This window comes from Arthrobacter sp. BF1 (assembly GCF_056680215.1).
In genome coordinates this window covers 3582364-3603883 of sequence record NZ_CM155271.1, presented here as the reverse complement: position 1 = coordinate 3603883, position 21520 = coordinate 3582364, and the positions used below count along the sequence as shown (strand labels likewise).

Below are 21520 nucleotides of genomic sequence, written 5' to 3'. Positions count from 1 at the left end.
CCCGGGTACCTAGTTCGTGGTGAACGGCAGGACGAGCCGGGAGTGGTGGGCGGCGTCCCGGTAGATCTTGTGGGTGACGGGCCGGCCCACCGGCAGGTGGAAGGCATCCGGCGGCAGAAGGGCGTTGTGTTCGTCGGCAAGCGGCTCGTCGTTGGACAGCTCCACCACCAGGCGGTGGCCCGGCTTGAAGGTGTTCGCGAACGGGTACAGCCGCAGCACGTATTCCTCGATCTTCCCCGGCTCCACCGGCACTGAGCGCGTGTGCGGGTGGTACGGGCTGCCCTCGGTGGTCCGCTCATCGAGCTCACGGTGCGAGGCCTTGAGGTAACCGCTGGTAATGAGCTGGCGCTTGCCGTTGGGGGCGTAGTCCCAGAGCCGCATGATGAAGTTCGTGTCAGGCTGGTCGATCTCTGCGAAGATGTGCGCGGCACCCGTGCCGATCAGCTCCGTGTCCGTCTCGAACTTATCGGTGCTCCAGGACAGGATCTCCACCTTGTCCGTCACCGTCAGCGGCGCCTGGTAGAAGCCGTCCGGGGCGGCGTACTCCGCGGCCATGGGCTCGGACTCCGGCGACAGCTTGCCGCGCGGGCGCAGGTACAGGGACTTGTACTCCACGTCCTTCGGCGGCCACTGGTCCGCGGTGACAACCTCGCGGGAGCCCTCCACGAAGACGCTCACGGCCGGTTCGTCCATGACGCCGTTATCGATGCCCTTGATCCAGTAGTCGTACCACCGGAACATCTTGTCGTGCTCCTCAATGAAGGGGCGCGACTGCATGGGCGGGTAGGGGCCAACGTCCAGTTTCTTGGGGCCCTTGAGCTCGTTGTACAGCTCGATGGTGCCGTCCAGGGTCCAGCCGCGGCCCTGGTCGAGCTGCAGGTACACGGGGATGTCGATGTTCGGGGCCAGCGTGATCGGGTTGCGCTCCTCGTACCACTCGCCGTCGAGCTCATTCATGACGATGTCGAACCAGGCCTCGTGGTTCTTCGGGTAGTTCAGCACGTGCACCAGGTTCGGCCAGGCGGCGACGTCGGGGTCCTGCAGGCGCTCGGCCACGAGCTTCTTCAGCTCTTCCGGAGCGTACTTTTCGACCATGCGGGACTTGACGTTATCCGTGAAGGCCCAGCCGGAGTCGCCGCCGCGGCCCTCGCGTGCGGCACGCGGCATAAACCACATCACGCCGCCGTGGTAGGTGGTCTCGTAAAAGTCATAGTGTCCGCCGGAGACGAAGATCGCCTTCAGGTGCGGCGGACGCTCCGCCGCGGCCAGTACCTGCATGGAGCCGAAGTAGGAGATGCCCACCATGCCCACGTTGCCGTCGCACCAGGGCTGCTCGGCAACCCACTCGATGAAGTCGTACGCGTCCTGGCCCAGGGAAACGCCGCCGGCGTTGTAGTTGCCGATGTGCTCGCCCCCGGACGCGCCGGAGCCGCGAAGGTCGCCGATGACGTGGACGTAGTCCTCCTTGACGATCCGGGCGATGTCACCGGCCTCGATGCAGCCGTCCCACATGGGGCTGGGGCGCCGCTGCGGCGGGGTGGTCAGCGCCAGCGCCTGCAGCTCCTTGCCGTAGGGGCTCAACGCCACCAGTGCAGGGCGCGGCTTGTCGTCGGTGCCCTGGTAGGCGTCTGCGGCGAGTTCGACGCCGTCGCGCATGGGAACCCGGAGGTCCTTGCGGACGGCGATCGTCTCCAGGCCGGCATTCACTAGCTGGAAGTCATCCACGAGTGCTTATCTCCTCATCTTCGGTCAAACGGTCGAACGTGGTGCGGTAGCCGTGCAGTGTGGTGAAGAACGGCGACGGCTCCAGGGCTGGGTCTCCCGTGTAGCCAAGGTCCTCGGCAACGCGTGAGAAGGGCGAATATGGCGAATCCGTGTCCTGCAGCCCGTCGGCGAGGCAGTTGCACGCAGCTTCCTTGACGCGGGACTCGATCTCAAGGCTCCCCTGGAGCGCTTCCCGGGCCTGATCGGCATCGAGCTCCACACCGTACGGTGTGCCGTCCGCGGTCCGGTAGGGATGCCCCAGGTAAAGGTGCCGGGGACTGATCTCGTCGCGGAGGTACTGGAGGCTGGAGCGGTATCCTGCCGGGTCCACAAATCCGGGGAAGCCGTTGGCCGCGCCGTGGACCTGAACGGCGTCCCCGACGAATACGTCGTTTTGCCCGTCGATGACATAGGCCACCGAGCCCGGGGTGTGGCCGGGAATCGAGTGGACGGAGACGGTGACGTCTCCGCCGAGGGAGATGGTTTCACCGCCCCGCACCAGCAGGGTGGGCTCCATCTCGCCGGAGATGACGGCGTTGGTGGCTGCCGTCAGCCTGGCCTCGCCGTCGGGGTCAGCCAGATACTGCGCGCGTCCGGCAAGGTATTCGTCCACGTGGGCCCGGCGTGAGCGGAGCATCGGGGCGTCGGCCTCGTGGATCACCACCTGCGCGCGCCGTCCGGTGAGCTCCCACAGTGCATAGGCGCCGCCGATGTGGTCGATATGTCCGTGGGTCAGGAAGATCCAGCGGACGTCCTCGATCCGGCGGCCGATCGCCTCCAGTGCCGGCACCATGCCTTCGGCGGGTGAGGACGCGATCCCCGTGTCCACGATGGCCGGCTCCGGTGCATCAATGAAGAAGCTGTACAGCCCGAACCGGCCCCACGGGGAGACCAGAGGATGGACGGCGACTGATTCGCTCACTGTCCGGTCCTCGCGTTCAGGAAGCCGGCTGCTTCGCGGAAGGGCCGGTAGAACTCCGGGATCCAGGAGAAGTTCTGGACGAAGCCGTGGTTGGCCCCGGCGTAGCGGCTGACGGTGGCGTCGACTCCGGCGTCCCGCAGGCGCTGGGCGTAGAGCTCGCCTTCGTCCCGCAGGGGGTCGTGCTCGGCCGTGATGATGAGAGCCGGCGGCAAGCCGGTCAGGTCTTCCCGCTTGATGGGGGAGACAAGGGGATCTGCCGGATCCGCGCCGCTGTCGAGGTAGAAGGCGTTAAAGGGCTTGAGTCCCGCAGTTTCGAGTCCATACCCGACGGCGTTCTCCCGCATCGACGGGTACCGGTCCTCATCGAAGTCCAGGTCCACGGACGGGTAGAACAGGATCTGGTGCGTGACGCCGTCGAACCCGTCGTCGTGGGCCCTGGCGGCGACGGCGGCCGCAAAATTGCCGCCGGAGCTGTCGCCCGCGATGGCCAGGTTCTTCCCGTCCCAGCCCAGGGTGCTCCCCTGTTCGGCGGCCCACCGGACTACTGCGTAGCAGTCCTCGAGTCCCGCGGGGAAGGCGGCCTCGGGGGCCAGCCGGTAGCCCACGGAGATGACCTTGAATCCGGTCTCCTTGGCCAGCGACCTCGCAACATGGTCGTGCGTGTCCAGGCTGCCCAGGAAGAACGCGCCGCCGTGGAAGTAGACCAGTACACCGTAGGCATCGGCTTCGGCCGGCGTGTAGATGCGGACAGGCACCGCGCCGGATTTGGTTGCGGCCGTCACATCGTCAACTGAGTGCAGCGGCAGCCGGTCCGCGGGCGGGGCTACGTGTGCTGCTTCGCCCGCCCGCATGGCTGCGGGGTTGAGCGGGAAGCCGTCGGGCGCCGGGATGGTGGCAAGGATCTTGGCGATTTCGGGATGGATCGTCATGGCGTTCAGGCCTTCGCTGCGGCCGCAGGCGTCTGGGACGTGGGCTTCTGGCCGGGGAAGACGTCGTTGACCTCGTCCTCTGACCAGCCCTGGCGGGAGATGCGCTGCAGTTCGTCGGTTACCGGCTTCCGCGTGGCCTGGTAAAGGGCCAGCGCTTCCTTGACGGAATCAGCCTGGGAAAGGGCATCTGCGATGGCGCCGGCGTCCTCGATGGCGGAGTTGGCGCCCTGGCCCTGGTGGTGCAGCATCGAGTGCGCGGCATCGCCCAGGAGCGCGACGGAGTCCGTGTGCCAGGTCTCCACTGGGTCGATGTCGTAGACGGCGCGGATGCTGACGGTGGCCAGGTCCAGGCCGCGGGTCATGTTCACGATCCGCTCATCGAAGCCCTGCACCGTTGCCACCATGTCGTCAATGGTGACCTCGGGTGCCCAGGTGCTGTCGGGGTTCAGTGCCGTGATATCGAAGGAGACCTGGTTGCGGTGGCGAAGGGGCAGCAGATAGACCTTGGTGCCCCGGCCGATGTACATGCGCAGGTTGTCGTCGTTGATCATGCCTTCGGCGTCGTCGAGGGAGATCACGGCGCGGTAGGCGTGTTCGCCGGAGAACACCGGGCCCCTGTCGCTGAACAGCTGCTGGCGGACCACGGACTTGATGCCGTCGGCGCCGATCACCAGGTCAGCCTCGGCCGTGGCGCCGTTGGCGAAGGTCAGGACGGATGTGGCGCCGCGGTCCTCGATGCTTTCCAGTTTGTGGCCGAGGCGCACCATGCCCTCGGGGAGGACGCCCAGGAGCGCTTCGATGAAGTCGCCGCGGTGGATGAGGTAGGTCTGGGTCTCGTCGCCGGAAACAGGCCAGCTGTCCTTCATGATGGGCTGGTCGGTGGCCGTGAGGATCTCAAAGTAGTCGCTGGGGGAGCTGACCTTGGCGATGGCGTCGAAGCTGCCCCACTGGCGGAACCGCTCCATGGTGGCGGGGCGCAGGCCGATGCCGGCACCAACCTCGCGGATCTGGCTGGCCTGTTCGTACACGGTGACGTCCGCGCCGAGCAGGCTCAGGGCCTTGGCCGCGGCGGCGCCGCCGTAGCCTGCGCCGACGATGGCGATCTTGAGGTTCTGGATTTCTGAAGCCTTCATTGGTTCAACTCTTTCTAAAGCGCAGGGCGTGCCCTGGAAGATGTGGTGGCTGTCGCCGGGGTCAGACGCTCAGCTGGTCAGACGCTCAGCCGGTCAGACGCTCAGCGACAGGAAGTCGGCCGGGTTGTCCTCGAGCAGGACTTTCAGGGTGGCGTCGTCGATGCCCGCCGCGCGCATGTCCGGGATCATGTCCTCGAAGATGTAGTTGATGGTGTGGCCCTTGACGCCCGGCCAGCCCAGCGGGCTGCAGTTGGCATCAGCCGAGACCAGGAGCTTGTCCGCGTAGCCCTTGTTGACGAGCTTGACGAAGTGCTCCATGCGTTCGGCGCGCTTGCGGCCCCAGAACGGCGGATCCGGTAGTTCGAGGTCGTAGCCGAAGGTATCGAACCCGATGCGGCCACCCTGCTCGTAGATCCAGTCATGGGGGGTGACGGGAGCGTTCAGGCCGTCGTCGGCGTGGCCGAAGAGCACACGGTCCAGGGGGAGGCCCTCTTCGTTGAAGATGCTCACGGCAGGTTCCGGGTCGATGGCCAGGTGCGTCAGGATCGGGGCGCCGGTGACGACGGCGGCGCGGGCCGCGGCGCGGTAGATGCGCTTATCGAGGTCGGTCATTCGTCCGCCGCGGCTCACTCCGACCTTGATGACGCCGGCCTTGGCGCCGGTGTTGCCGATGCCGACGGTGATCTCGTGGATAAAGACCTTCGCGAGGTAGTCCACGGTGGCGCGGGAGAAGTGCGGAAGGGCGGTGTCGCCGCCGACAAAGCCGGTGCAGGCCACGATGTGCACGCCCGTTTTCCGGGACAGGGACTTGTAGTAGTCCACGTCGCGGCCGTTGCAGATGCCGGTGGCGTCCACGAACGTGCCGCCGCCGTATTCGCGGAATTTGCGCAGCTTCGGCACGGTTTCCTCGTACGCCTGTTCCGGCGTCTTCCACCATTTGGTGTCCAGCTCGGACCCGGGCATGCCGTAGCCGATGTGTTCGTGGACCGCCACGATTTCCAGTTCTTCGGCCGGGATGGTTCCCAGCACGGTGTTGACCTTGGTCATTCGTTCACCTCAGGTTCGAAAGCTTGTGATGTGGGGGGGGGGCTGGTGGATGCTTAGCGCACGGTCAGCAGGTTGCGCGGGTTGTCCTCAAGGATGCGCCGGGCGTCGTCTTCACTCAGGCCGTGGGACCTGAGGAAGGGCACGAACGTGGTCAGGACGTGACTGAACGGCAAGTTGTACTCGGGGAGGCCCTTGGCCACGCCGATCGAGTTGCCCGAGAGGATGATCTTGTCCGCATGGCCGGCCTTGACCAGCTCAAGCACCAGGTCGGCGCGCTCCTGATCGGTGACGTAGTCGGCGTGGTCATTGAGGCCAACGTGGTCGATGCCCACGAACGCCCCGCGGCCAGCCACTTCGATGGCTCCGTTCTTGGCGTCCCGGCGGTCGAGGTCACCAACGAGTACCCGGTCGGCCCCGATCTGCTCGTCCAGGACGATATCCAGGTCGTGCAGGACGTCCGCGCCGAAGCGGATGGAGACCGGCACGCCGGTGTTCTTGGCGGCACGGGCGGAGCCGCGGAACAGGCTTTCTTCGGTGGGAGTCATGCCTGCGCGGTCGGCGATGGTGGCCACGATGCCGGCAGCAGCGCGGCGCTCCACCCGGGGAACCACCATTCCCTCGGTGACCTCCTTGCCGAAGAGCTCGGCGAACTTCTCGGCCGGCCACGGGGTGGGCGGGTTGGTCTGCGGGGTCAGGAAGTAGCCGCCGAGTTCTTCCTCTGGACCGAGGCCCGTCGAGGCAACGATGTGGACGCCGGTTGAGTGGGAGAGTGCCTCGTACAGCTTCAGGTCGCGGCCGTGGAACATGCCGGTGCTGTCCACGATGGTCTTCCCGCCGTGCTCGCGGAACTCCTTGAGCTTTGCGGCGAGGACCTCGAAGATCTCCGCCCGGTCCATGGAGATATCCGGGGCGTACTGCGCGCCGGGGAGTACCGACAGGAGTGCCTCATGAACCGCGACTACGCCCAGTTCTTGGGCCGGAACGGGGCCGAGGACCGTGTTGACGGTTGGCCTCGCCTTGGCATGGAACGCGTCACCGGTGGCGACGGGTGGGGTGTGACTCACGTGGCTTCTCCCTTGAAGGTGGGGTTGCTGAATGCTGGGGTGCCGCGGCGCTTGACTGTAAGGCCGCTCCGTTCGCAATGTAGCCAGCATCACATATTTCTATACATAGTGTCAAGGAAATAGTCGGAGCGTTTGCCTCTGCACAGATCACGGCGTTTATGAAGCCAACGTTCCGTACGTCCTCTTGACATAGTGTAAAGATTAACGCCAGAATGTGGGCAGCGCCACACGTCAATTAGCCACGCGCCGGAGCCATCCGGTTCCTGGCGCATCACATGAGAATCGACCGGAGACAAAGGAGTTTCATCGATGAGTCAGACCCTTAAGGTGTCGAGCCGCGGCTCGGTACGGGCCACCTTCGTGGCCGCCTACAGCGCGGTCACCTTGGCGCAGATCACCAACGCCCTGCCGGGTGCCCTCAGCGGCACGTTTGCGGTGGAATTCCACACCTCGGGTGCCGGGCTGACCTGGATTGCCGGCATGTTCCTGATGGGCATCGTGGTGTTCGAGCTCAGCTGGGGCCTCCTGGGTGACATGTTCGGACGCAAGAAGCTGCTCTATGTCGGCGCCGCAGTCAGTGTTGTCGGCTCCGTGCTCGCCGGGCTGGCGCAGACCACCGAAATGATGATCTTCGCGCAGGCGGTGGGCGGCATCGGGGCGGGCATCCTGTTCCCCATCTCGCTGTCCATGATCGCGGCGATCACCCCGGACCACCGGGCACGGGCCAAGGTCATCGCCACATGGGCCGGCTTCCTGTCCCTCGGTGCGGTGATCTCCCCAGTGCTCGCCGGTTTCACGGCGCAGTTCTTCACCGTGCCGGGCGTGGCTCCGGGCTCCCCGAACGCGTTCAGCGGCTGGCGTGCGGCCTACCTGGTTGCTGCTGCCCTGGCCGTCGCCGTTCTCATCGTCGCGCTGCGGGCGAAGGACTCATCGGCGGCAGACGGGCGGCGCAAGCTTGACCTGCCCGGCCAGATGACGCTCGCGCTCGGCCTCATCGCCGTCCTCTACGCAACGGTGACCGCGGTGGACGCCGGCTTCGGCAGCGCCCAGGTGATTGCCAGCTACGTCGCCGGCGTGATCCTCCTCGTTGCCTTCGTCATCATCGAATCACGCACGGCCGAGCCACTGATTCACCTCTCGCTGTTCAAGAACAGCGCCTACTCCATCACCGGCATTGTGGCGGTCACGGGAATGTTCGCCTTCCTCGCGATCTGCTTCAGCACCAGCGTCGCCGTCAGCGGACTTGCCCTTGCCGAGACCTGGAAAGTCGGCGTGCTGTTTGTCTTCATCCAGGGCCCCGCTTTCGCCTTCATCCCGGTGGTGGGCTGGCTCATCCACCACGTGGCCCCGCGCTGGGTACTCACCGCGGGCTTCGCCCTCATGGCCGTTTCCGGTTTCTGGCTCTCGACCTTCGCCCTCGGCACTCCGGAGGCCTTCGGCGGGACCCCGTGGACGGCCTTCATCCCGCCGCTTCTGGTGCTGGGAATCGGCTTCGCCCTCACCGTCGGCTCCGTCACCGCTGTTGCCATCAACACCGTCCCGCCGAAGGACATTGGAATGGCTTCGGCCACGACGAACCTGCTGCGCGACCTCGGCTTCGCCCTTGGCCCCGTTGTCGGCTCCGCCATCGCCTTTGGTATCGGAGCCACGGCCTTCGCGGGTCCCCTTGCGGGGATCCTCGGCGGGGCCGGCCTGCCTGCAGAGGCCGTCAGCGGGTTGGCGAACGTGCCGCCGCTGGGCTTCCTCTCCGGCTGGGACGGTGTGATCGCCCAGTTCTCCGGCCAGGCAGCAGCCGGCGGCGCACCCGGCTCCGCTGTCGACGGCATGGTCCAGGCACTCAACGCCGCGCAGCCGCAAATCCAAGGCTTGGCGGGTACGTCGCTGGGCCAGGGGTTCCAGGCTGTTTACTTCACCGCGGGTATCGCAGCGATCCTTTCCGCCGTCCTTACCCTCTTCATCTCGGCACGCAGCTCCGCCCCGATGGCCGATGCCATCACCGAGACCACCGAAGAAAACGCCGGGGCTGCTGTCTAGGCAGACGGCCGTCCTTCCACCAAAACTTCACCGAACGATTTTCCAGCCGCAAGGAGAACACCATGACTGCACCCATCCAGTCGGACATCGACATCTGGGATGACGAGATCCTCGTCGACCCCTACTCCACCTATGCCGCGCTTCGCGAGCAGGCCGCGGTGGTCCACCTCCCCAAGAACGACCTCTACGTCCTCACGCGCTATGACGCCATCCGCGATGCACTCGGGGACCCGGAAACGTTCTCGTCCACCAGCATCGGCTTCAACCCCATGGTGAACGAGGCCCTGCAGGGCACCTCCCTTGCCTCCGATCCGCCCGTGCACACGCAGCTCCGTGCCACTCTGTCGCAGAACCTCACTCCCCGGGCACTCCGCGGCCTGAAGGTCGTTATCGACGAAAAGGCTGACAAGCTCGTCGCCGAACTCGCCGGCAGCGGCAGCTTCGAGGCCATCGACTCCCTGGCCCGCGCCTTCCCCATCGAGATCGTTGCCGACCTCATAGGGTTCCAGGGACACGTCAAGGACAACATGCTCCGCTGGGGCCAGGCAGCCATGCAGGTCCTGGGCCCGCTGAACCAGCGCACCCAGGAGAGCTTCCCCATCGCCGGCGAGCTCTATGGCTGGTGCTCGTCGGTTACTGCTGACGACCTCGCCCCCGGCTCCATCGGCCGCGGAATCTTCGACGCCGAGGCCCGGGGCGAGATTCCCGAAGGCACCGCAGGGCACATCATCCACCAGTACCTCGGAGCCGGCGTCGACACCACGATCGCCTCCATCGGAAATATCGTTGCGCTGTTCGGGCGCCACCCGGAGCAGTTTGAGCTGGTCCGGACGAACCCGGAACTGGTTCCGGCAGCCTTCGCCGAGGTGCTGCGCTACTGGGTGCCCATCCACGTCTGGGGCCGCAAGGCAACGCGCGATGTGGAGATCGACGGCGTAACTATTCCCGCAGGCGCCCAGGTGGGCATTCTCTTCGGGGCCGGAAACCGGGACCCGCGGCACTACGAAAATCCCGACACTTTCGACGTGCTGCGCAACCCCGTGGATCATCTGTCCTTCGGCTATGGCCCGCACGGCTGCGCCGGCCAGGGGCTGGCGAGACTTGAAGGCCACGCGATCATCGAGGCCCTTGCCCGCCGGGTTCAGACCCTGACCATCGGCGACGAAGTGAGGGTCCCGAGCAACATGACGCGGAGCATCGAGAAGCTCGAGGTCACCAAGGTGGTGGCAGCATGAGGATCGAATTGGACCGGCCGCGCTGCGAGGGGCACGGACTCTGTGAGGAAGCCGCGCCAAAGCTGATGCACCTGGATGACGACGGCGAACTGGTGATCGATGTCCCGAACGTGGACGGGGCAGAGCTTGAGGCCGCGAACGCCGCGGTCAGAATTTGCCCGGTCGCCGCACTGCGATTGGCCGCGGCATGACGATGCGCCGGATTGTGGTGGTGGGCAACGGGGTCGCCGGACTCACGGCGTGCGACTCGCTGCGCTCCGCCGGCTTCGACGGTGAGCTGACGGTGGTGGGCGCTGAGCGCCACCATCCCTACAGCCGCCCCGCCTTGTCGAAGGCACTGCTTCACGGCGAGGACAACCTGCAGGCCCACGAGCTGCCCCAGCCCACCCACGAAGCCACCGAGCTCCTCGGCGTCAGCGCCACGGGCCTTGACGCCGACGCCCGGCTGGTTCACCTGGACGGGGGTGGTGACCTGCCGTATGACGGCCTGGTCATCGCCTCCGGCTCCCGGGCCAGGCGCCTCACTGCGGGACCGCAAGAGGAAGGTTCAGGCGGCCCTCTCCGGGAGCTCACGCTGCGCACCATCGAGGACGCGGTCCGCCTCAAGGAACTTGTCGCAGCCCGCCCTTCGGTGATCGTCATCGGCGGCGGCCCCCTGGGCATGGAGGTCGCCTCCGGGTGCCTCCACATGGGCTGCGAGGTCACCCTCGTCTCCGATGTCACACCACTGTCCCGTCAGCTTGGCGGTCATCTGGCCGGCATCTTCACGTCGGCCGCCATTCAGCGCGGGCTGAAAGTGGTTGGTGGAGGCAGGGCCCGCATCGCGGGTTCCGACGGCGGGCGGCGGGTTGTCCTGGCCGACGGCACCGAGCTCGAAGCGGACCTCGTGGTCACCGCCATCGGCGACGAGCCGAACATCGAGTGGCTGGCCGGTTCGGGACTCCTCAACAACGGGTCGCTGCGCGTGGATTCACGCGGGCGGCTCCGGCCGGACATCGTGGCTGCGGGAGACGTGGCGTTCTTCCCCACTGTCCGCGGCGTGCAGCGCATCCCGCTGTGGACGAGCGCCATCGACCAGGCCAAGGCGGCCGCCGTTGGACTCCTCCAAGGCGACGCCGCACCCGAGTTCACCTTCCAGCCCTACTTTTGGACGGAGGGCTTCGGCCTTTCGCTCAAAGCGGTGGGGTTCACCCCGGTCACCGGCCCGCCAGGTTACTGCGAGACGGGCGACGGTACTGACTCGACGTTGCTGCGCTGGGAGCACCAGGACGGTTCCGGCACTGCCGCTGCGATCAACTATCGGATCCCCATCCCCAAACTGCGCCGGCTGGCCAACGCCGGCCCGGGAGTCCTCCAGCGGACCGTGCCGGCGGGCGTCTGATGTGTCCCACGCGCTTTTCGATGTGGCCCGTTAGGTCCGTCTCCGGATACGGCTTCGCTGCGTGCGTTCGGCCGGCACGCCCCACCGATAGGATGGACTCATGTCGTCGCTGCGAGAAGCCCAGAAACAGCTGACCCGCGACGTCATCGTCGAACGGGCCCTTGGGCTGTTCACCGAAAAGGGCTACGCCGCCACCACCATCGATGAAGTTGCCGCGGCAGCCGGCACCACCCGGGCAACCTTCTACGCCTATTACCCTTCGCGGGCTGATCTGATGCGCGACTTCATGGCGCGCGTCAACGCCGTGCTGGAGCGCGCAGACGCCCCCGAACAGGGGTCCACCGCTGTCGAACTGGTGGACGTCGTGCGTGCGGGTGAACTGTCAGGCATCCTTGCCTGGCTCGAGTCACGCGCGGCGCTGTGGCCGGTCTTCCGCCCCTACCTTGACGTGCTCGATGAAGCCGCAGCCGTCGATCGTGAGGTGCGGGCCATGCTCGAGGGATGGCACGAAGAGGTCATCTCCGACCTCGTTCGGGGCATGGAGTTGGCTGGCCGCTTCCCGGAAGAGACGCGCCACATCCGGGGAACGCTCGCCTTCACCTCGCTGGACTACGTAGCCACGCTGTGGACGCGCCGTAAGTTTGAACCAAACCGCGAACGTGCACTCGAGGTCCTGGCGGACAGCTGGCACCACCTGCTTTGCGATGAAGGCTGACGCTAGGCGAAGCTGTCTTCCTTGGCCGGACCGCCGGCACGAGGGGAAGGTTCGACGGCGGGATCCGCCACTGCAGCGGACCTTGCGGGCGTCCGGTGGCCCAGCGGGTTGAAGTGGCCGGCGAAGATGTCACCGAAGGAGTAGGCTGTCTCGGCGTGCTCGGACACGTCCACGCCCGCAGTTTCGGCCTCATGGCTCACCCGGAAGCCAATGAACCGGTTGATGGCCCGGCCGATTATCAGGGTGACGACGCCGGACAGCAGGACGGTGACCATAACAGCGGCGGACTGAGCCACCAGCTGCTGGAAGCCGCCGCCGTAGAAGAGGCCGCCGCCTTCGCCGTCGACCGGGAGGGCGATAAGGCCTAGGGCCAGCGTGCCGATCAGGCCTGCGCCGAGGTGGACACCCACCACGTCCAGGGAATCGTCCAGGCCGAAACGGTATTTCAGGTCAACAAACACGCAGCATGCTGCCCCGGCCACCAGGCCCAGGCCGATTGCGGCCACTGGGCTGATGTTGGCGCAGGAGGGGGTGATGGCCACCAGGCCGGCGACCACGCCGGACGCTGCCCCCAGCGACGTGGGGTGCCCGTGGCGGACCTTCTCTGCGAGCAGCCAGCTGAGCATTGCCGCGGCCGGAGCAACCAGGGTGTTCACCCAGATCAGGCCGGCCTGCTCGGCCGTGGTGGCGGCGCCGCCGTTGAACCCGAACCAGCCGAACCAGAGGATGGCCGCACCGAGCATGATGAAGGGGACATTGTGCGGGCGGTGGCTGGGGTCCTTCGCAAAACCATGGCGCTGCCCTACCACCAGGGCCAGGACCAGGGCCGCCGTTCCGGAGCTGATTTCCACTACGGCGCCGCCGGCGAAGTCGATCACCTGGCCGAAGACCGCGGTCATGGCGCCGCCTGCGCTCATGAGGCCGCCGCCCCAGACCATGTAGGCGAGCGGGCAGTAAACCAGCGTGACCCAGACCGGCACAAACACGGCCCAGGCGCTGAACTTGGCGCGGTCCGCAATGGCGCCGCTGATCAGTGCCACAGTGATGATCGCGAACGTGGCACTGAAACCGGCTTTGATCAGATCGGGGGAGCCCAGGAGGCTCTGCAGGCCGAAGTTGGCGAACGGGTTGCCGAAAATGCCCAGGAAGCCCTCACCCGTGGTCATGGAATAACCCCACAGGACCCAGACGACGCCTACGATTCCGGCGGAGATGAAGCTCATCATGATCATGTTGAGGGCGGCCTTGGCCCGGGTCATGCCGCCGTAGAAGAGCCCCAGCCCAGGGGTCATGAGCAGCGCCATTGCCGCCGCGATCATTAGCCAGACGTGTTGCGCAGTGAGATGCACCGGCGTCCCTTTCCATTGATCCAGATCTCCGGAACTTCTGCCCGGGCAATCCCCCTGATCAATCGTCGTGGTGCCGTGTTTCGTTCTGTACCGCAGCACGTTGCGTGCTTGTTACGTAACGGGCCGTTGCGTGAAAACCGCGTAACCGGCATGTTTCGCGCAGGTTAAATGGGTGGCCGCCGGAGGTGAAAGGCAAGGGTGAAGAGGCGGAGCGCCGTCCCACATTTCCTGAACGTCAACGGCTGCTCACCGCCCCCGGCTACTGCTTGTAACCTTCCACTTCGCTGACTGAGCGGGTGGACGCCTCGTCCGGATTGTCGCCGGACTCCAGCTTGGCGCGGCGCTGCCGCAGCAAATCCCAGCACTGGTCCAGGCTCTCTTCCACCTGCCGCAGCCGCGTCCCGTCCGGTGCTTTGCCAGTGCCGGACGCTTCGCGGAGTTCGTGCTCTTCCGCGACGAGTGCCTCAATGCGGCCCAAAATATCCTGATCGTTCATGGCTTCTCCTTGGCTCAGGGGCGGGTCCCCTCAGGCTAATGAGTCCCGCTGGAAGGCACCAGCGATATTTTCGGGAGCCCAACCACCGGTAGCATCATTTCCATGCCCACCGTGCTCGAAATGGCAGGTCCCATCCTGGAGATCCTGACCTGGTTGTGCCTGCCTGCCGGGCTTGGCCTGCTCTTTTACTCCGGCATCCTGCGCCGTTTTGTGCACCCGTGGTCTGTGGCTGAAGCCGTGGTCTACGCGGACGAGAGCGGCACCGGGTTCCGCTGGTTCGACCGCAAGTTCCAGGTCCACCACGCGCCGATGTCGCCTTATGACATCAGGGAGCTGGCAGTCGGTGACACCCTGCCGATCTACTACCACCCCAAGCGCCCCACCCAGTGGCAGACCGCAGCGCCCGAGGATGTGGGGAGGACCGCCGTCGTGCTTGGCCGCGTGCTCACCGGAATCGGCGCCGCGGCGCTCATCGTTGGGTTCTTCCTCCCGATGTTCCGGACGTCTTAGCGGAAGGGCCGCCGGGCTCTGGTCTTAACCACTGCCATGGCTTAGCGTGATGCCCATGGCTGCCGGACCCAACGCGGGGTTAGACGGACCCGCATCTGATGCAATGCTCAAGCTGGGCCGTTTCTTCACGAAATGGGACCAGACCGACGACGGCAGGGCGGTGTTCCGGGAGGGCGGCCGCCAGGGCGATATCTTCTACCGGGACCGGTGGAGCCACGACAAAGTGGTCCGGTCCACGCACGGGGTGAACTGCACCGGCTCCTGCTCCTGGAAGGTGTACGTTAAGGACGGCATCATCACGTGGGAATCCCAGCAAACGGATTACCCCTCGGTGGGCCCCGATAGTCCTGAATATGAACCTAGAGGCTGCCCCCGAGGGGCAGCTTTTTCTTGGTACACGTACTCACCCACGCGGGTCCGTTTCCCGTATGCCCGCGGCGTCCTGGTGGAGATGTACCGGGAGGCGAAAGCCCGGCTCGGCGACCCGGTGCTGGCTTTCGCGGAGATCGCGGCGGACCCGGAGCGCCGCCGCCGCTACCAGCAGGCCCGCGGCAAGGGCGGTTTGGTGCGGGTCTCCTGGCAGGAGGCGATCGAGATCGCCGCCGCGGCCCATGTGAACACGATCAAGACCTACGGGCCGGACCGGTGCGCCGGCTTCTCGCCGATTCCCGCGATGTCCATGGTCTCTCACGCGGTGGGAACCCGGTTCATCCAGCTCATCGGCGGGGTGATGACCTCCTTCTACGACTGGTACGCGGACCTGCCCGTGGCCAGCCCGCAGGTCTTCGGCGACCAGACTGACGTCCCGGAATCGGGCGACTGGTGGGACGCGCGCTACCTCATGATGTGGGGCTCCAACGTCCCGGTCACGCGGACCCCGGACGCGCACTGGATGGCAGAGGTCCGCTACCGTGGCACCAAGGTGGTCACCGTCAGCCCGGACTACGCGGACAACACCAAGTTCGCCGACGAATGGCTCCCTGCCCAGGCAGGAACGGACGCCGCGCTCGCCATGGCCATGGGCCACGTGATGCTCAAGGAATTCTTCGTGGACCGCGAGGTCCCGTTTTTCACCGATTACGTCCGCCAGTACACGGACCTGCCGTTCCTTGTTCGGCTGGTAAGGAACGACGACGGCGCGCTGACGCCGTCGAAATTCCTCACCGCGGCGGATCTCCCGGGGGAGTCCGGGGCTGAGGACGCGGCGTTCCGCACCGTGCTGTTCGACAAAAAAACGGGGCGTCCCGCCGTTCCGAACGGCTCCATGGGGTTCCGATATTCCGGCAGCGGCGAAGGCAAATGGAACCTTGACCTCGAGGGGATCGACCCTGCCCTGTCCCTGCGGGAAGTGTCCGGCGAGAGCGCCGAAATCCTGCTTCCGTGCTTCGAGCAGGCGGACGGCACCGGTAGCGTGTTGCGGCGCGGGGTACCCGTTCTTGAAGTCGAGGGCCAGCTGGTCACCACCGTTTTTGACCTGATGCTGGCCCAGTACGGTGTGGGCCGGGAGGGCCTGCCGGGGGAGTGGGCGGCTGGCTACGAGGATGCGTCCACGCCGTACACCCCGGCCTGGCAGGAGGAGATCACCAGTGTTCCGGCGCAGGCCTGCATCCGCGTGGCCCGTGAGTTCGCCCGGAATGCCGAAGAGTCCAAGGGCCGCTCCATGATCATCATGGGCGCGGGAATCTGCCAGTGGTTCCACGGTGACACCACCTACCGGGCCGTGCTGGCGCTGGTGATGCTGACCGGCTGCATGGGCCGCAACGGCGGGGGCTGGGCGCACTACGTGGGGCAGGAGAAGACCCGGCCGGTCACCGGCTGGCTGTCGCTGGCCAACGCGCTGGACTGGGCCCGGCCGCCGCGCACCATGATCGGCACCGGTTACTGGTACATGCATACGGACCAGTGGCGCCAGGACGGCTACTCCGCGGATGCCCTGAAATCCCCCCTCTCCACGGGCGCGCTGGACGGCATGCACACTGCGGACGCCATGGCGCAGTCCGCGAGGCTCGGCTGGATGCCGTTTTATCCCCAGTTCGACCGCAACCCGCTGGACCTCGCGGACGAGGCGGAGGCCGCCGTCGCCGCCGGTTCCGCGAAGGACACCCCCAGCTACATCGCCGACGCGCTCAAGAACCGCACCCTGAACCCGGCCATCGACGACGTCGACGCCCCCGAGAACTGGCCCCGGACCCTGGTGCTCTGGCGCTCCAACCTGTTCGGTTCCTCGGCGAAGGGCAACGAATACTTCCTGCGCAACCTGCTGGGCACCCATAACAACGTCCTGGGCAAGGACCACGCCGAAGGGCTCAAGCCCAAGGATGTGAAGTGGCATGAGCAGGCCCCGGAAGGAAAACTGGACCTGCTGGTCTCCGCCGACTTCCGGATGACCTCCACGACGCTCCTGTCCGACGTCGTGTTCCCCGCAGCCACCTGGTACGAAAAGCACGACCTCTCCTCCACAGACATGCACCCGTTTGTGCACGCCTTCAGCCCGGCGATCGACCCGCCGTGGGAGACCAAAACAGACTTCGACACCTTTCACCTGCTGGCCCGCGAGTTCTCCCGGCTGGCCAAGACCCACCTGGGCGTCCGCCGCGACCTGGTCAGCGTTCCGCTGCAGCACGACACGCCGGGGCAGCTGGCCCAGCCCGGCGGGATCGTGCGCGACTGGCGGGAGACGGACATCCCGGCCGTTCCCGGACAGAACATGCCGGTCTTTTCCGTGGTGGAGCGGGACTATACGGCCATCGCGGACAAGCTTGCCGCCGTCGGACCGCTGGCCGACAAACTGGGCTTCACGGTCAAGAACGTCACGTACAAACTTGCCGGACCCCTGGACCGGCTCAGCCGCTCCAACGGGGTGATGCTCGGCGGCGCCGCGGACGGCCGGCCGGCGATCGACACCGACGCGAAAATGGCCGAAGCCATCCTGGCGTTCTCCGGCACCACCAACGGCGCGCTGTCGGTCCAGGGCTTCAAGGACCTGGAGGTCCGCACCGGCCGCAAACTGGTGGACCTGGCCGAGGGGTCCGAGGAAAAGTTCATCACGTTCGCCCAGACCCAGGCGGGCCCGGTGCCGGTGATCACCTCACCGGAATGGTCCGGCTCTGAAACCGGCGGCCGCCGCTATGCACCGTTCACCATCAACATCGAACGGCTCAAGCCCTTCCACACCCTGACCGGACGGATGCACTTCTTCCTCGACCACGACTGGATGACGGATATCGGCGAGGGGCTGCCCATTTACCGGCCGCCGCTGGACATGCACCGGCTCTTCGGCGAGCCCAAACTTGGCGCGAACGGGCAGCTTGAGGTGGTGGTCCGGTACCTGACACCGCACTCCAAGTGGTCCATCCACTCCGAATACCAGGACAACCTGCTGATGCTCTCGCTGTCCCGCGGCGGGCCGACGGTCTGGATGAGTCCCGCCGATGCCGAGTCCATCAAGGTCAGGGACAACGACTGGGTGGAATGCCTGAACATCAATGGCGTCCTGGTGGCCCGGGCAATCGTGAGCCACCGGATGCCGGCAGGGGTGGTGTACGTCCACCACGCCCAGGAGCGCACCATCGACGTGCCGAAGTCCGAGGCAACGGGCCGGCGCGGCGGCATCCACAACTCCGTCACCCGGCTGCTGGTCAAACCCTCGCACCTGATTGGCGGCTATGCCCAACTGGCCTACGCGTTCAACTACCTTGGCCCCACCGGGAACCAGCGCGACATGGTTGCCACCGTCCGCCGTCGTTCCCAGGAGGTGCAGTACTGATGCGTGTTATGGCTCAAATGGGCATGGTCATGAACCTGGACAAATGCATCGGCTGCCACACGTGTTCGGTGACCTGCAAGCAGGCCTGGACCAACCGTGCCGGCACCGAATACGTCTGGTTCAACAACGTGGAGACCCGTCCGGGACAGGGCTATCCCCGCCGGTACGAGGACCAGGAGAAGTGGCATGGCGGCTGGGAGGTGAACAAGCGCGGCAAGCTGGTCCTGAAAGCCGGCGGCCGGGTCAAGAAACTCTTCGGGATCTTCGCCAGCCCCGTCCAGCCCGAGCTCAAGGATTACTACGAGCCGTGGACCTACGACTACAAAACGCTCATCGACGCGCCGTTGGGGGATGACTTTCCGGTTGCCCGGCCAAAGTCCCTGATCACGGGGGAGGACACCAAGATCACCTGGTCCGCGAACTGGGACGATGACCTCGGCGGTTCCACTGAGCATGGCCATTTGGATCCGATCGTGGAGAAGGTGCGGCGCGAATCCGAGGACAAGATCAAGTTCGCCTATGAGCAGACGTTTATGTTCTACCTGCCGCGGATCTGCGAGCACTGCCTGAACCCGTCCTGCATGGCGTCCTGTCCGTCCGGTGCGATCTACAAGCGGGTGGAGGACGGGATTGTGCTGGTGGACCAGGACAAGTGCCGGGGCTGGCGGCAGTGCGTCACCGGCTGCCCGTACAAGAAGATCTACTTCAACCACAAGACCGGCAAGGCCGAGAAGTGCACCTTCTGCTACCCGCGCGTCGAAGTGGGACTGCCGACGGTCTGCTCGGAGACCTGCGTGGGCCGGCTGCGGTACCTGGGGCTGTTTTTGTACGACGCCGACGCCGTCACGGCAGCCGCGTCGGTCACCGACCCGAAGGAACTCTACGACGCCCAGATGGACGTGCTGCTGGACCCGAACGACCCCGCCGTCCAGGCCGAAGCCCGCGCCCAGAACATCCCGGAGGACTGGATCGACGCCGCCCGGCGGTCCCCGGTCTACGCCCTCGCCAAGGTCTACAAGGTGGCCCTGCCGCTGCACCCCGAATACCGGACCATGCCCATGGTCTGGTACGTCCCGCCGCTCTCACCGGTGGTGGACCTGCTGCGGGACCAGGGGCACGACGGCGAGGATCACGGCAACCTCTTTGGCGCCATCGACGCGCTGCGCATCCCGGTTGAATACCTCGCCGAACTGTTCACGGCGGGCGATGCAGACCGGGTCACCACCGTGCTGAAGAAACTTGCCGCCATGCGTTCCTTTATGCGCGGCATCAGCCTGGGCAACGATCCGGACGACTCCATCCCCGAGGCCGTGGGGATGGACAGCCAGACCATGTACGAGATGTACCGGCTCATGGCCATCGCCAAATACGACGAACGCTACGTGATTCCCAAGGCCCATGTGGAACAGGCGCATGACCTCGAAGAGATGGGCTGTTCACTGGATTTCGACGGCGGACCGGGCATGCAGGACTCCTCCCCGTTCGGCGAGGCAAGCGGCAGGCCCGTCCCGGTGGCGGTGGAAACGTTCCATGCCCTCCGGGACCGGCAGACCACGGACGAGATGGGGTCCGGCCCCGGGCTCAGCGGCCGGGTCAACCTGCTGAACTGGGACGGGCGCGGGGCGCCGCCCGGGCTTTTCCCGGGACGGTCGCGCCCGGAGCCAGGTTCTTCGGCGCCCAGCACCTCGGCGGACGGGGAACAGCCGTGAGCCGGCGCCAACAGGTCCTCTACCTGGCTGCCGCCTGGTGTCTGTCGTACCCGGATGAGGATCTGATTGCCAAGGTCCCGCTGATCAGGGCCGCGCTGGCTGAGTTTCCCGGTGCGGTCCAGGACTTCGACGGTGTCCTGGACCTGCTCGAATCCTCGGAGCCCATGGAAATCCAGGCTCATTACGTGCGCGAGTTCGACCTGGGCCGGCGCCACGCGCTGCACCTGAGCTACTGGACCGACGGCGATACCAGGCGCCGCGGTGAAGTCCTGGGCAACTTCAAGAAGGTCTACCGGCAAAGCGACATCCTGGTGGACACCCACGGCGAACTGCCGGATTACCTGCCCATGGTCCTCGAATACGCCGCCCGGGTGGACCTTGCGGCGGGCCGTGACCTGCTGATCCGGTACCGGGCCAGCCTTGAGATGCTCCGCTTCGGCCTGCTGCGCGATGAGTTGCCGCATGCCCGCATCCTGCAGGCCATCTGCGCCACGCTGCCCGGGAAATCGCCGGCCGATGAGCAGGCTGTCATGCGGATGGCCGGCTACGGGCCGCCCACCGAAGCCGTGGGGCTGGACCCCTACGATCCTCGCCTGCTGCCCGTGAAAGGGACCTGACCATGCCGTTCGAGACCGGGCCCGGAGCCGCCGTCGAACTCACCGCCCTGGACATCGTCCTCTGGGGCGTCCTGCCGTACGTCATGGTGGTGGTGCTGGTGGGCGGCAGTATTTGGCGGTACAAGTACGACCAGTTCGGCTGGACCACCAGGTCCTCCCAGCTGTACGAGTCCCGGCTGCTGAGGATCGCGTCCCCGCTGTTCCACTTCGGTTTGCTGGCGGTCATCGCCGGCCACTTTTTCGGCCTGGTCATCCCGATGGCCTGGACGCAGGCCGTGGGCATGAGCCAGGAGTTCTACCATTTCAACGCCCTGCTGGTGGGAGGCATTGCGGGGGTGGGAACCCTGGGCGGCATTCTGCTGCTGATTTACCGCCGCCGCACCACCGGCCCGGTTTTTATGGCCACCACCACGAACGACAAGGGCATGTACGTGGTGCTTACGGCGGCCATCCTGTTCGGTTTGTGGACCACGCTGGCCAGCGTCTTTGAGGGCGAGCACGGGCACAACTACCGCGAAACAGTGGCCCCGTGGTTCCGCTCGCTGTTCATCTTCCAGCCGGACATTGCGGCGATGGCGTCAGCGCCGTTCTCCTTCCATCTGCACACACTGGTGGGCATGGCGTTGTTCGTAATCTGGCCCTTCACCCGGCTGGTCCACGCCTTCACCGCGCCGCTGCACTACCTTTTCCGGCCCTACATCGTCTACCGCTCCCGTGACCGGGACCGCGTCAACGCAAAGCGGAAGGAAACAGCCGGAACCTCGGCTGCACGCACCACCGGGACCGCGGCACGCCGCGGATGGTCCGCCGTCGGAACCCGCGACAGGGACACCCGGAACCGCTAGCGAA

General features: G+C 66.1%; 18 protein-coding genes. 10 read left to right on the top strand and 8 right to left on the bottom strand.

Features of this window, described 5'->3' with window-relative positions; all coding sequences use genetic code 11:
* Nucleotides 1-9 precede the first annotated feature (9 nt).
* From AC1MCD_RS16945 to AC1MCD_RS16920, 6 genes are all read right to left on the bottom strand, one after another.
* Nucleotides 10-1725 carry a CocE/NonD family hydrolase gene (locus AC1MCD_RS16945; protein WP_498673512.1) on the bottom strand — a complete coding sequence of 572 codons (1716 nt, stop codon included), beginning with the start codon at nucleotides 1723-1725 and terminating at the stop codon, nucleotides 10-12.
* Nucleotides 1718-2686, bottom strand: a complete 969-nt coding sequence (locus AC1MCD_RS16940) for an MBL fold metallo-hydrolase (RefSeq protein WP_498673510.1) — start codon at nucleotides 2684-2686, stop codon at nucleotides 1718-1720. Before AC1MCD_RS16940 ends, AC1MCD_RS16945 begins: the two co-directional genes overlap by 8 nt.
* Nucleotides 2683-3615 carry an alpha/beta hydrolase gene (locus AC1MCD_RS16935; RefSeq protein WP_498673508.1) on the bottom strand — a complete coding sequence of 311 codons (933 nt, stop codon included), beginning with the start codon at nucleotides 3613-3615 and terminating at the stop codon, nucleotides 2683-2685. Before AC1MCD_RS16935 ends, AC1MCD_RS16940 begins: the two co-directional genes overlap by 4 nt.
* Before the next feature lie 5 nt (nucleotides 3616-3620).
* Nucleotides 3621-4748 carry an FAD-dependent oxidoreductase gene (locus tag AC1MCD_RS16930; protein WP_498673506.1) on the bottom strand — a complete coding sequence of 376 codons (1128 nt, stop codon included), beginning with the start codon at nucleotides 4746-4748 and terminating at the stop codon, nucleotides 3621-3623.
* Nucleotides 4749-4841: 93 nt separating this feature from the next.
* Entirely contained in the window at nucleotides 4842-5795 is a 954-nt protein-coding gene (locus AC1MCD_RS16925) for a phosphotriesterase family protein (protein ID WP_498673504.1), read from the bottom strand.
* A gap of 53 nt (nucleotides 5796-5848) precedes the next feature.
* Nucleotides 5849-6859, bottom strand: a complete 1011-nt coding sequence (locus AC1MCD_RS16920; RefSeq protein ID WP_498673503.1) for a phosphotriesterase family protein — start codon at nucleotides 6857-6859, stop codon at nucleotides 5849-5851.
* 309 nt (nucleotides 6860-7168) lie between these two features.
* Between AC1MCD_RS16920 and AC1MCD_RS16915 the strand changes: the two genes are divergently transcribed.
* From AC1MCD_RS16915 to AC1MCD_RS16895, 5 genes are all read left to right on the top strand, one after another.
* Nucleotides 7169-8893, top strand: a complete 1725-nt coding sequence (locus tag AC1MCD_RS16915; protein WP_498673501.1) for an MFS transporter — start codon at nucleotides 7169-7171, stop codon at nucleotides 8891-8893.
* A 62-nt stretch (nucleotides 8894-8955) separates the two neighbouring features.
* Nucleotides 8956-10128, top strand: coding sequence for a cytochrome P450 (locus AC1MCD_RS16910; protein WP_498673498.1), 1173 nt, complete (start codon nucleotides 8956-8958; stop codon nucleotides 10126-10128).
* The gene (locus AC1MCD_RS16905; protein ID WP_498673497.1) at nucleotides 10125-10319 is read left to right on the top strand and encodes a ferredoxin; all 195 of its coding nucleotides are present in this window, start codon (nucleotides 10125-10127) and stop codon (nucleotides 10317-10319) included. Before AC1MCD_RS16910 ends, AC1MCD_RS16905 begins: the two co-directional genes overlap by 4 nt.
* Nucleotides 10316-11509: an NAD(P)/FAD-dependent oxidoreductase gene (locus tag AC1MCD_RS16900; RefSeq protein WP_498673495.1), complete on the top strand. Its 1194-nt coding sequence runs from the start codon at nucleotides 10316-10318 to the stop codon at nucleotides 11507-11509. The genes AC1MCD_RS16905 and AC1MCD_RS16900 overlap by 4 nt, the downstream gene beginning before the upstream one ends.
* 100 nt (nucleotides 11510-11609) lie before the next feature.
* Nucleotides 11610-12224 (top strand): TetR/AcrR family transcriptional regulator, encoded by a 615-nt coding sequence (locus AC1MCD_RS16895; protein WP_498673493.1) that lies wholly within the window; start codon nucleotides 11610-11612, stop codon nucleotides 12222-12224.
* Between the two features lie 2 nt (nucleotides 12225-12226).
* On the opposite strand, the gene AC1MCD_RS16890 is transcribed toward AC1MCD_RS16895, so the two are convergent.
* Complete coding sequence (locus AC1MCD_RS16890; RefSeq protein ID WP_498673491.1) at nucleotides 12227-13573, bottom strand: ammonium transporter; 1347 nt, start codon at nucleotides 13571-13573, stop codon at nucleotides 12227-12229.
* A gap of 259 nt (nucleotides 13574-13832) precedes the next feature.
* Nucleotides 13833-14069, bottom strand: coding sequence for a DUF2630 family protein (locus tag AC1MCD_RS16885; RefSeq protein WP_498673489.1), 237 nt, complete (start codon nucleotides 14067-14069; stop codon nucleotides 13833-13835).
* A 102-nt stretch (nucleotides 14070-14171) separates the two neighbouring features.
* On the opposite strand from AC1MCD_RS16885, the gene AC1MCD_RS16880 reads away from it, so the two are divergent.
* The 5 genes from AC1MCD_RS16880 to narI are packed head-to-tail and all read left to right on the top strand — an operon-like array spanning nucleotide 14172 to nucleotide 21516.
* Nucleotides 14172-14579, top strand: coding sequence for a hypothetical protein (locus AC1MCD_RS16880; RefSeq protein WP_498673488.1), 408 nt, complete (start codon nucleotides 14172-14174; stop codon nucleotides 14577-14579).
* Between the two features lie 55 nt (nucleotides 14580-14634).
* Nucleotides 14635-18345, top strand: a complete 3711-nt coding sequence (locus tag AC1MCD_RS16875; RefSeq protein ID WP_498673486.1) for a nitrate reductase subunit alpha — start codon at nucleotides 14635-14637, stop codon at nucleotides 18343-18345.
* The gene (gene narH, locus AC1MCD_RS16870; protein ID WP_498673484.1) at nucleotides 18345-20054 is read left to right on the top strand and encodes a nitrate reductase subunit beta; all 1710 of its coding nucleotides are present in this window, start codon (nucleotides 18345-18347) and stop codon (nucleotides 20052-20054) included. Before AC1MCD_RS16875 ends, narH begins: the two co-directional genes overlap by 1 nt.
* Entirely contained in the window at nucleotides 20051-20671 is a 621-nt protein-coding gene (gene narJ, locus AC1MCD_RS16865) for a nitrate reductase molybdenum cofactor assembly chaperone (protein WP_498673483.1), read from the top strand. The genes narH and narJ overlap by 4 nt, the downstream gene beginning before the upstream one ends.
* A gap of 2 nt (nucleotides 20672-20673) precedes the next feature.
* Nucleotides 20674-21516 carry a respiratory nitrate reductase subunit gamma gene (gene narI, locus AC1MCD_RS16860; RefSeq protein WP_498673481.1) on the top strand — a complete coding sequence of 281 codons (843 nt, stop codon included), beginning with the start codon at nucleotides 20674-20676 and terminating at the stop codon, nucleotides 21514-21516.
* Nucleotides 21517-21520 lie beyond the last annotated feature (4 nt).